The sequence below is a fragment of the Acidimicrobiia bacterium genome, assembly GCA_018057765.1.
Taxonomy (GTDB): Bacteria; Actinomycetota; Acidimicrobiia; order IMCC26256; family JAGPDB01; genus JAGPDB01.
Map to the genome: position 1 here is coordinate 1,739 of JAGPDB010000028.1, position 10,942 is coordinate 12,680.

The 10,942-nt window shown below is 35.4% G+C and carries 13 protein-coding genes and 2 tRNA genes; all 15 read right to left on the reverse strand.

Going from position 1 to position 10,942, the window contains the following annotated elements:
- Nucleotides 1-217: hypothetical protein (locus tag KBF89_07925; GenBank protein MBP9116253.1), on the reverse strand; the 217-nt coding region annotated here is incomplete at its 3' end.
- A gap of 53 nt (nucleotides 218-270) precedes the next feature.
- On the reverse strand, nucleotides 271-552 hold the full coding sequence (locus KBF89_07930) for an HU family DNA-binding protein (GenBank protein MBP9116254.1): 282 nt from the start codon (nucleotides 550-552) through the stop codon (nucleotides 271-273).
- Between the two features lie 340 nt (nucleotides 553-892).
- Nucleotides 893-1,432 (reverse strand): manganese efflux pump, encoded by a 540-nt coding sequence (locus KBF89_07935; protein MBP9116255.1) that lies wholly within the window; start codon nucleotides 1,430-1,432, stop codon nucleotides 893-895.
- Nucleotides 1,433-1,456: 24 nt separating this feature from the next.
- Nucleotides 1,457-2,236 (reverse strand): sulfite exporter TauE/SafE family protein, encoded by a 780-nt coding sequence (locus KBF89_07940; protein MBP9116256.1) that lies wholly within the window; start codon nucleotides 2,234-2,236, stop codon nucleotides 1,457-1,459.
- Between the two features lie 229 nt (nucleotides 2,237-2,465).
- Nucleotides 2,466-2,538: transfer RNA gene (locus KBF89_07945), tRNA-Glu, on the reverse strand.
- A gap of 67 nt (nucleotides 2,539-2,605) precedes the next feature.
- Entirely contained in the window at nucleotides 2,606-2,869 is a 264-nt protein-coding gene (locus KBF89_07950) for a hypothetical protein (GenBank protein ID MBP9116257.1), read from the reverse strand.
- 42 nt (nucleotides 2,870-2,911) lie between these two features.
- On the reverse strand, nucleotides 2,912-3,178 hold the full coding sequence (locus KBF89_07955) for a Mitomycin resistance protein mcrB (GenBank protein ID MBP9116258.1): 267 nt from the start codon (nucleotides 3,176-3,178) through the stop codon (nucleotides 2,912-2,914).
- A gap of 2 nt (nucleotides 3,179-3,180) precedes the next feature.
- Nucleotides 3,181-4,647, reverse strand: a complete 1,467-nt coding sequence (locus KBF89_07960; GenBank protein MBP9116259.1) for a glucosaminidase domain-containing protein — start codon at nucleotides 4,645-4,647, stop codon at nucleotides 3,181-3,183.
- A 166-nt stretch (nucleotides 4,648-4,813) separates the two neighbouring features.
- Nucleotides 4,814-6,229, reverse strand: coding sequence for a CAP domain-containing protein (locus tag KBF89_07965; GenBank protein MBP9116260.1), 1,416 nt, complete (start codon nucleotides 6,227-6,229; stop codon nucleotides 4,814-4,816).
- A gap of 136 nt (nucleotides 6,230-6,365) precedes the next feature.
- A tRNA-Gln gene (locus tag KBF89_07970) sits at nucleotides 6,366-6,440 on the reverse strand.
- 38 nt (nucleotides 6,441-6,478) lie between these two features.
- Nucleotides 6,479-7,276 (reverse strand): ABC-2 family transporter protein, encoded by a 798-nt coding sequence (locus tag KBF89_07975; protein MBP9116261.1) that lies wholly within the window; start codon nucleotides 7,274-7,276, stop codon nucleotides 6,479-6,481.
- Nucleotides 7,276-8,079 (reverse strand): ABC-2 family transporter protein, encoded by an 804-nt coding sequence (locus KBF89_07980; protein MBP9116262.1) that lies wholly within the window; start codon nucleotides 8,077-8,079, stop codon nucleotides 7,276-7,278. The genes KBF89_07975 and KBF89_07980 overlap by 1 nt, the downstream gene beginning before the upstream one ends.
- The gene (locus tag KBF89_07985; GenBank protein ID MBP9116263.1) at nucleotides 8,072-8,944 is read right to left on the reverse strand and encodes an ATP-binding cassette domain-containing protein; all 873 of its coding nucleotides are present in this window, start codon (nucleotides 8,942-8,944) and stop codon (nucleotides 8,072-8,074) included. The genes KBF89_07980 and KBF89_07985 overlap by 8 nt, the downstream gene beginning before the upstream one ends.
- A gap of 39 nt (nucleotides 8,945-8,983) precedes the next feature.
- Nucleotides 8,984-10,222 (reverse strand): hypothetical protein, encoded by a 1,239-nt coding sequence (locus KBF89_07990; GenBank protein ID MBP9116264.1) that lies wholly within the window; start codon nucleotides 10,220-10,222, stop codon nucleotides 8,984-8,986.
- A 99-nt stretch (nucleotides 10,223-10,321) separates the two neighbouring features.
- On the reverse strand, nucleotides 10,322-10,942 hold a 621-nt coding region (locus KBF89_07995; GenBank protein MBP9116265.1), incomplete at its 5' end, for a YdcF family protein.

The following is a 10,942-nucleotide window of genomic DNA, read 5'->3' on the forward strand; positions in this document are numbered from 1 at the left end:
CTTTCTTAGCTGGAGCTTTTTTAGCAACAGCCTTTTTAGCTGGAGCTTTTTTAGCAACAGCTTTCTTAGCTGGAGCTTTTTTAGCAACAGCCTTTTTAGCTGGAGCTTTTTTAGCAACAGCTTTCTTAGCTGGAGCTTTTTTAGCAACAGCCTTTTTAGCTGGAGCTTTTTTAGCAACAGCTTTCTTCTTCGCAGTAGTTTTCTTTGCTGCAGGCATTAGTGCCACCTTTCGGTTTTTCTTGAGGGTGTTTAATAATCTAGGTTAGATTATTATCTTTTCGCTTTAACTTGTTCTTTAAAGGCTGATCCAGCTTTAAATGTAGGAACAGTAGTTGCTGCGATTTTTATGTCTTCACCAGTTTGTGGGTTTCGGCCAACGCGAGCTGCACGCTCTGACGCTTTCCATGCCCCGAATCCAGGAAGAGTAACTTGCTCTTTATTAGCTACTGTTGCAACTACTGTGTCAGTAATTGCCTTTAATGTAGCTTCAACTTGATTCTTTGCGAATCCAGTTTGTTCTGCTGTTGCTTCGATTAGTTCTGTCTTATTCACGGTAACCTCCATTTTAGTCTTGCCCGTTAAGTATCTAGTCGAGTACGTTCACGATAGTATGTCAAGTATTTCCGAATATTTCTTAAAAAAATCTATATTTTGTAAAATTACTAAAAAGTAAAAGACAATTTAAAAAATTAATTTAACAATTATTTATGTTACGAATTTCCTTCACTTACATATTTTACAAACTATTTCTTTTGTAAAAATTGGCTAACAATATTCTAGAGCTTTTTATACTATTTAAGCAACATTATAGATAATAATTCTTTTTACAATAATTGTTTTTAGTTTTTATAAAAAAAATTATTGTAAAAAAATATTACAAAAATACCAAAAATTAATTAATCAAATATTTAATTCCTAATAATATTAAAACTATTCCTCCAACAAGTTCTATTCTTTTCGCAAACAATGAACCTAATTTTTTTCCTAGATAATAACCAAAGATCGATAAAAACAAAGTTGTAAAGCCAATAACAACAGCTGAAGACAATAACGAAAGTTTTAGAGCAACGAGGGTTGTACCAACAATTAATGCATCGACACTTGTCGCTATAGATAATGAGATTAAAGTTAAAAAAGTTATACTTTTAGATATCGATTCTTTTTTAAAACTATCGTAAGCAATTTTTATGCCCACTGAAACTAACAGTGTAAAAGCAATCCAGCTACTATATAATTCGATGAAATCTTTTAAGATATTTCCTATTGACCATCCGATAACTGGCATCAAGCCTTGAAATGATCCAAATAATATTGCGATAATAGATGCTTCTTTTATCGTATGTTGTTTAGATTTAATACCTAGAGCGATACTTACGCTAAAAGCATCTAGAGCTAGAACAAATGATATTAATAGTATTTCTAAAATAATCAGCTATTCCCTTTTTTCAGTTTGAACTTAAACAAATTGTGCAGTCAGCAATCCAATAGATGTCAAGATACCAAATATAACAACAAATCTCCGCATTAGATCTTTATCAATTTTTCTAATATGACGAGATCCAACTATTCCTCCACTTATTGAACCGAACGCCATTGCCACTGCTACAGGCCAATGTACTAAACCTGCAAAAGAGAAATAAGCAGTAGCAATAGTATTCGAACTTGTAGCTAAAAAATTTTTGATGGCAATAGAATGATAAATATTTTCAAGTTTCAAAAATGCAAAAGCGGCTAAGAAAAGTACTCCGACTCCAGCTCCAAAATATGCTGCATAAATTGCAATAAAATAAGTTGATATTGTCACTACTGCAATCTTTCTTTTTTCTGAACCTAATTTAACTTTATCAAATAGATGTTCTATTTTTGTATGAAATTGCAAAACGAATGAACCCGAGACTATTAATAAAGGTGCAACATAACTAAATACTTCATCTGATGTTTTTGTTAGTACATAGCTTCCAGTTGCAGCTCCAAATAAAACTGGAAGAATAAATAGTTTTAGAAATTTCTTTTGTGTTGTTAATTCGTGTTTAAATCCTGGAAGGTTAGAAATCAAACCTGGCCAAAGGCCAACCGTCGATGTTGCATTTGCTATCAGATGAGACTCACCAAGTAACAATAATGTTGGATATGTCAAAAAGGAACCGCCACCTGATGTAGCGTTTAATATAGACGCACAGAAAGCAACTATTGAAGCTATTATAAGTTTCCAAATTGCAATCGAAAAAATCAACATCTATACCTTAACCAAGAACCATCCCCAAACAGATTTGAACCCGCACCGATATCACAGTCACCAAAGTGGAAACAATAATATACGATGAGCATCCCCAAACAGATTTGAACCCACACCGATATCACAGTCACCAAAGTGGAAACAATAATATACGATGAGCATCCCCAAACAGATTTGAACCCGCACCGATATCACAGTCACCAAAGTGGAAACAATAATATACGATGAGCATCCCCGAGCGGATTTGAACCGCCGTTTCCACCTTGAGAGGGTGGCGACCTAGGCCGCTAGTCGACGGGGACCTATCAAACTTAAAGTTTGAGCACTATATGCTACTTGATAGCAGTTCTAGTGTAGAAAATCTGGCACTTATTCTTGCGATTGATCAAAAACTTTACGTATATATTGTAAAGATAGCGTTGAAATCACGAATCCTAAAACCGGAACAGCACTGATAATCCACATATTCTTTGCTCCAATGATCACGTGATATGCAAGAATGACAAAATATGTTAGTGTTGCAATTGAAATACGTCGTATGAATGATGTTTCCCATCTTTTATTACTCTCGACCATTTTATTTCGTAATTCAAGTTTAGCTATACGATTTTCTAAAGATGTAAGTTCGGACATAAGATAATAATACTAGATAGTTTAATTATTATATCTTTTTCATTACTCAAGCTTTTTCTCTTTTCTTATACGGGAAAATTCCCACCATGGCAGTGACTCCCCTGTTCGGGCAAAGTGTATAGCCATCTCGTATGTGTCAAGAACGCATGGATCATGGATACTATTAGTCAGGCTACATATTTCATCGTAAAGTTTTATATGAGACTTGCCTTGTAGATCATTTATAGAATTTATTCCCAACAAAGCGAAATCCCGTACCATTGCTTTACCAATGTACGGGATCTCATATAAGTCTGTTTTATTTTTCATTTCTAATTCATCAAGTTAAAACCAACAGGTGCAACATTTGTAACGTATGGCCATCCGAAGTGTCTTGAGTCCCCAAATGTTGCTATACGTCCATCTGTTGCAGAGATTATATATCCATTTCCAGTAGGGCTTGCTTGAATCATTGATGCATTTCCAACGACACATTTACTTAGTGTTCCGAAGAACTGTGCTGAACCAAATGAGAATACTCCTCCATCTCGACCTAATAGCCAATAACCAGTACCCTGTTTTTTAGCTGCCATTCCAACAATAGGAGAATTCAATACTTGCCCACCAGTGGAACCGTAGAATTGTGCGTTACCGAATGCAAAAATTCCACCATCAGCTGCAACTAGCCAATAGCCACCACCGTTAGCAGTTGGCGCCATTCCAACAATAGGAGAATTCAATTTTATTGAACCTGTTGAACCATAAAACTGAGCATCACCAAACGCAAAAATACCACCATCACTAGCAACCATCCAGTAACCACCGCCAGTAGGCGTAGAAGCCATACCAACAATAGGACGATTTAACCTAATAGATCCTGTTGAACCATAAAACTGAGCATCACCAAACGAAAAGATTCCACCATCAGCTGCAAATGTCCAATAGCCGCCGTTTGTTTTTGTTGCGGCTAAACCTATCATTGGCTTATTTAAACGCTGACCACCCATTGAACCATAAAATTGTGCTTGACCAAATGTGAAGATTCCTCCATCTGGAGCCACCATCCAATAACCTGCACCGGCAGTTTGAGCTGAAGGTGGTTGTGCGTCTGGCGCGCACCCATTTCCGACTCCTGAATAGTTAAGCATTGAGTTATACATTGATATTATGCTTTCACCATATCCTGTGCCTGGTACTGCCCATTTTCCATTTAGTCCTGACCATGTCGGAGCTGAACCACGATAATATGAAGGAGGATTTTGGTAATCAGTTAATCCACGCGATGCATCTGCATAACTACGAAGTAATTGTATATGAGCTCGAACTCCATCTCTTGCAGTTGCATAGGTAAATCCTTGTGCGCAATATTGTGCTCCGTTGATAACAGTACAATTATAAGCACCGATTCCGGCAAAGTTATTTTGTGATGGCGATACTGCAGAATTGCCGTAGCTGTACCAACCCGTTTCTTTTATACCTTGTATAAATGCCATGTCTCCACGGACACCTTCTCTATAGCCTTCATCTACATAGAGTTGTGCCAGTGTATCTATTGAGACAGTTCCTCTATAAGTACTATAAAGTGAAGATTTATTTACAGATCTAAAATATTTAGCAATTTGTGCTGGTGTTAAAGTTGAACCGCCTAATATTGGTTGATCACCTGAAGCGTATGCAGCCTTCGTATTTGAATTCGAATCAACAACAGAGAAAAAACCGGCAAACAAAATTAATACTAAAATTGATGAAATTATTTTTTTAGTATTTGATTTATGCACGTGAAATGATCTATCTGTCATTTTCTCTCCCTGTATTTATTATTTCATTAAATTCAATGTGTATATCGAATGCTTGTGTTAAGAACTTAAATTATTAATACAATATTTATAATTTTTCGTTTAGAAAATTTAATTTGTTAGAACACTAGCATACGAATAACTCGAATAAAAATATTTTAGTAACTAGTTAGCAAGATAGCCCGCCACTGTCACCCCTAGTGATTGGGTCTTGAGAAGGAGTTGGCCCAAAACCTGATGGCAAGGAAGAGTTGACATATCTACCATATTGCTGAGTTGCCCATAATCTTCCATCTGGCCCACAAAATACACCTACACCTATTACATCTAAGTTTGGTGCCAATAGATTTACTCTATGACCAGTAGATCTCATCCAAGCATTATGTAACACTCCTGAAGTTGTGCCACGACCACCAACACCAATATTTTCTGCAGCAGTTTGAAATCGTTGTAATAACGGGTATATGTTTGAATGAGCAAAGTTATTGTTTGCGCTCATTGAAACACTCCAGTTACGTGCATTAGCAGCAAGTGCGCTATCCCAAGTCAAAGCTCGCAGTCCGCGTGCTGCTCTTTCTGCATTTGCACGATTAAATATATCCATTGCAATACTATTCTCAGATGAGCTTCCACTACCTGAGCCACCACTACCTGAGTTAACAACACCTTGGCAAGAAACAATTGAGCTAGGCGAGAACGCCCGAACCTGACCGTTTTCGGTAGCAGAGAAATACCCTTCATAACCATAATTTGATGTCATTGATACTGTTGGTGAACCTAAACAATTTCCACCTGTAGAACCATAAAACTGAGCATCACCAAAAGAGAAAATACCGCCATCGCGAGCAACTAGACGATAACCGCGATTTGATCTTGAAGGTGACATTCCTGTTACAGGTTGCACTAACTTAATACTGCCAGTTGAACCATAAAACTGAGCAGATCCGAATGCAAAAATACCACCATCACTTGCAACCATCCAATAACCGGTTCCAGACGATGTTGCGGCCATGCCGACAATAGGCCTATTTAATCTAATGGATCCTGTTGAACCATAAAACTGAGCATCACCAAAAGAAAAAATACCACCATCACTAGCAACCATCCAATAACCAGAACCGCTAGGTGTAGATGTCATACCTACAATAGGCTGATTTAATTTTATTGATCCTGTTGAACCATAAAACTGAGCATCACCAAACGAAAAAATACCACCATCACTAGCAACTAACCAATAACCATAACCACTAGGAGTTGCGGCCATGCCGACAATAGGCCTATTTAATCTGACGGAACCTGTTGAACCATAAAACTGAGCATCACCAAAAGCAAAAATACCACCATCACTAGCAACCATCCAGTAGCCACCACCAGTAGGCGTAGAAGCCATACCAACTATTGGCTTATTCAAGGATAAGGCACTACCACTACTTACAAGTTTTGCATCAGAACCAAAAGCGAATGTATTTGAAACAAGCATAAATACTATTATTGAAATTAAAAGCGCGAATCGAAAAGTATTACTGCTAAAGGCTCGCATATTTTTTCGGTAATCTTTTTCTACTGATCCAGGTGCACTTATCATAATAAGTAAATCGACCTTATTTCAATGATTCTTTAGTGTTAATTTAGCAATTCAAGAAAATGAAAATAATCAAAATATTAATGCATAATCTATTAGTCGAGCTAATGGGCTAGTTGTCTGAATTCACTTATTCGTTTGGCTCGGGAGGAAGGAATCGAACCCTCAATTACAGCACCAGAAACTGTCGTGTTGCCGATTACACCACTCCCGATCGAAGGATAAGTTTAACACTTTTTAATGTTTTATATCTTAATCGTTGGTAGCTATTGCATTTCCGGACTCATATTTCTTTATGCCGGTTCTAAATATCAGAACCATAATTAAGGTCATAGCAATGTCATACAAAATGACGACACCCAACATTGAAAAAGAATGGAACTTAACAAACTTATAGGAAAAAGAAATATACCAAAGTGATGGAACAGCTGTTAAGAAAAGCACTTTTACGCCACCTATAATTGAATTTTGTGGATACATAGATGGAGCATCTAATGTCCAAAAATAGTTATTAGCCGCGTTGTCAAATTTCTTAATCCAAAAACCGATCAGTGCGAATGCACCAGCACTTACTATCATTCCCCACGCAAAAAATACAGAGGCAATTGGTACATAAATAAAATTTGAATAATTGTATTTAATAGAAACATAAAACAGGATTACAAAACCTAATAAAAGATCTCCAAAAACACTCAATTGAAAATCATCAGTGAGCATCCTAAATAATACTGATTTTGGTTGTGTTAAATATGTATCAATCTTTCCTTTTGAGATTCGCTCAGCCATCTTCATTACTCCACTAAAAAATGTTATTGCTATTGAAAACCCGAGGAGAAGATTTGCAAATAAAATTTGTGTATTTTCGAATGTCCAACCATTAACAGTTTTAAATTTTGCAAAGAATATTATCCATATACCAATTAGAAGAATATCATTGACAAACATTGAGAAAATTGTTACAAAGAAACTTATTTTATATTCCCATGCCGATTTAATTCCCACAACAACAAATTTGTAAGTCAGGTATAGGTATACAAGAATTGATTTCATTATCCACCTCCTAAATTTAATTTTCTTATACCTTTATAAAATAGATATAAACATAAGAGATAGGTGACAAAGCACCAAAGTATTATTAATAATGATATTTCAATAAAAAGAGTATACGAAAAATGCGTTGCAACGTATCCCGGTTGAGCTAAGGACATAGACCATGGAGTAAATCGCACTATCTTTGCTATACCAGTTGGCAATAACGCAAATGGAATGATGATTCCACCAAATAACAAATTTAGTTTATGATTCATTAGTTGAACACCATTAGTATCATTTGTCCAAAAACCAGTCATACCTAAAAATGTCTCTATTAAAATTGCTAATGCAATTCCTAAAAATATTACACATATAACAAAAGGTAAATTAAGTATATTTATCGGGATTTTTCCCGTTATCAAATACGCTGTTGCAAAACCGAAGACAGCAATCGATGATAAACCGGGTATCGATCTTCCAAAATATGAAAATACCATTTGATTGATATAATTTACTGGTCTTAACAAGTACATCGAAACAGTTCCATCTTTTATTTCTCTACCTATTTGTATCGATAGTTGTGGTCTTTCGCACCCAAAAATTAATTGTGAAATAGCTATTGCCCATATCCCATTTACAAATCTAGAATCGCTTGATCCTAATGCAAGTCGATACATGCCTGCATATATTGTTATTCTCAATGCAATCTGAGTACCATTAACAACCCAACCTGCAAAATTACTATTTTTATCTTTAGCGCTTAATATAACTATCAGGTAGTACAAAGAAAATCTGTTTTTATTTCCTTTAATACTAATCACTATTTTTACTTTCGGACCCAATTACTATACCTTTGCCAGCATCATGATATATTTCAGAAATTATTTCTTCCATCGAGGGTTCACTTATAACCTCTACCCTATTAGTATGAACATAGTGATCTTTTAATTCTTTTGTTGAGCCGTCGTATAAAAGCTCTCCATGATTTATTACTATTGTTCTATTAGCTATTTGATCAACATCTCCTGCATCATGCGAAGTCAGGAATACAGTAATATTTTCTTTTTTATTTAGCCTAATTAGCTCGTCACGAATCTGAGTTTTTGCAACAATATCTAAACCTATAGTTGGCTCATCTAAGAAGATTACTTCAGGTTTATGTAATAGTGTTGAAACAATCTCACATTTCATACGTTGACCTAATGATAATTTCCTAACTGGAGTGTAAATAAGTTCATTTAAATTAAAAGCACTAACTAATTCATCAAGACGTTCATTCAATTTTTTTGTGTCTAAATCATAAATTTTTCCTAATAATTTAAATGAATCAAAAGGAGGTAAATGAAACCACAAGTTAGATTTTTGGCCGAATACGCAACCTATTCTTCTAGTAAGCTCAATACGTTGTTCTTGTGGCGATAAGCCCAGAACTTTTATTGAACCTTGGTTAGGAAATAAAATTCCTGTCATCATTTTTATTGTTGTAGATTTACCAGAACCATTCGGACCAATAAAAGCAATAGTTTCACCTTTTTCTATCTGAAAACTAACATCTTTGACAGCATATACTGTTTCCGAATTTTCTTTAGAAAATATTTTTTTGAATAATGATTTTCGTTCATCAGTTCTAATAGGACGCAAAAAATATTTTGATACATCACAAAAATCAACGGCTAAATCTTTCATTCATCAATTATTGTATAAATGAATTCATATGTCGCGTTATTATTGAAATAATGTTGGTGCTAGTACTGGTCTTGCCATCGTATGTGCATTATCCAAAATGACAGCAAGCTCTAGATACAAAGCGTCAATAGCTTCGGGTGGCAGCGAGGGAAATATTCGGCTCTCGCGATAATTGTTATTTAAATTAAATTTCTCTTTAAATCTTTCAACAGGATCTTTACCCAAATAATAATTTCCATCATATTTTATTCCTACAAGGGTTGGCTCAGGTGCTCCCACTGATAAAGGCGAAGTATCCATATATATTAAATCGATATATTGTCCATTAGCAATTGGCCCTTGTTTAACAACCGAAGCGCCTGTCCTTTCGCCGGCAAATTCAGCTATGGCCATTAATACGTCACCGTGTTGATCTGTATCTCCCAACCTTAACTTTTCAACCCAGCTTAATAATGTAGTCGTATTAAGAGATACGCAATTACCTAAGCCGTATTCAAACATCAATCTTAAATTAGCTAAAGAACGGAAAGTATCAGCATTTACCAAAAGTTCACCAATTCCAGCTGCTTGTTCTTGTAATTTTCTTACTGACCCGCTTTGAATAGCCCATGTCAATGGGTCAAAATTGTATGGTTCTTTATCTATTAATCTTCTAAATACAAGTTCATGTGCACGCCTACCTAACTTATAGTTCAAACCATTTTGTAAAGCATGATATAGTGGATGCGATTTATTCATATCCGATAATTTTTTGGTCATTATAAATGCTAAATCATCTACAGTTTTTTCATCAAGGTAAAATAATATTTTCCTGGCAAGAATTGATTTTTTTAGAGCATCGATATTCCAATGACTGCCTTGTAGAGGTTCACCTATATGAGTATTGGGTATTGAAAATAATGAATATAGTATCTTACGACGAGAATCATCATCTACGGACATCAATGCGCCATGAAATAAAGCATCACAAGCTAATTTCTGATCATCGCTCAATGCTATTCTCGATGTATTTCCATCTTGTTTTGAAAGCATTAATATAGTTAAGGCTTTACCTAACTCAGAATCTGGAGAATCAACAGGCTCTTTTGGTGCACGAAATGAATCATTATTATCAGTAAATTTTTCAGCAATTCGTCTTGCCGTAACTAGGTCCTCTACATCTGGTTCCCAATCGTCAACCTTTGTTCTTATAGCGGGTCCGCCTCTAGTCGTTAAAGAGCCATCCCAAGGTTTTCGACCAAAAATTTCTAATAATCTTTTATAACTAGGTGTCTTCACTATGCCTCCATACATCAATAGTTTCGCAAATCCTAACATCGAAGCCACAACTCCACAAGTCGGTAGATAATTTAACTAACTACATTGTAATCATATGGTTTATTTAATCAAATGTGCCAGTGAAGAGTCTCTAGAGACCCTACGAAAGCCAATTACACGACCTAATGATACACGTCCTGTTTCTGTGAAAAAGTTTTTCCACTCTGTGCTACCAGTTATCGGAGAATCTTTTACTGGTGCTGTAATAACACTCAAACCAAAATCTTGCGCTATCAATTTCGATCGTAATTCGTGAAAACCATCTGTTACTAAAATTACCTTCGATAATTTCTTCTCTTTTAAAAACTTTGCTGAATCGCGTAATGAGTCATATGTAGAAATACCATTTACTTCACGCAGAATCACTGAATCGTCAACACCTTTTTTTATAAGATAGTTTGCAGATGCACTAGCTTCGGTAGATTGATCACCTTGGACCTTCCCTCCTGTAACAACAATATATTTAACTTGCGTTTGATTATAAAGTTCTAGTGCATAATCTAGGCGGGCTTTTAAAACTTTAGAAGGCATACCGTTAAACTGTGCAGCTCCTAAAACCAAAATCACATCAGCTTTAGTATTTTTATTAATAGTATTATTTCTAGCAGTAAAATAAACCTGACCAAAAGTAAAAAGTATATAAATCGAAATAGTTAATAAAATAATCATAATTATATTTGC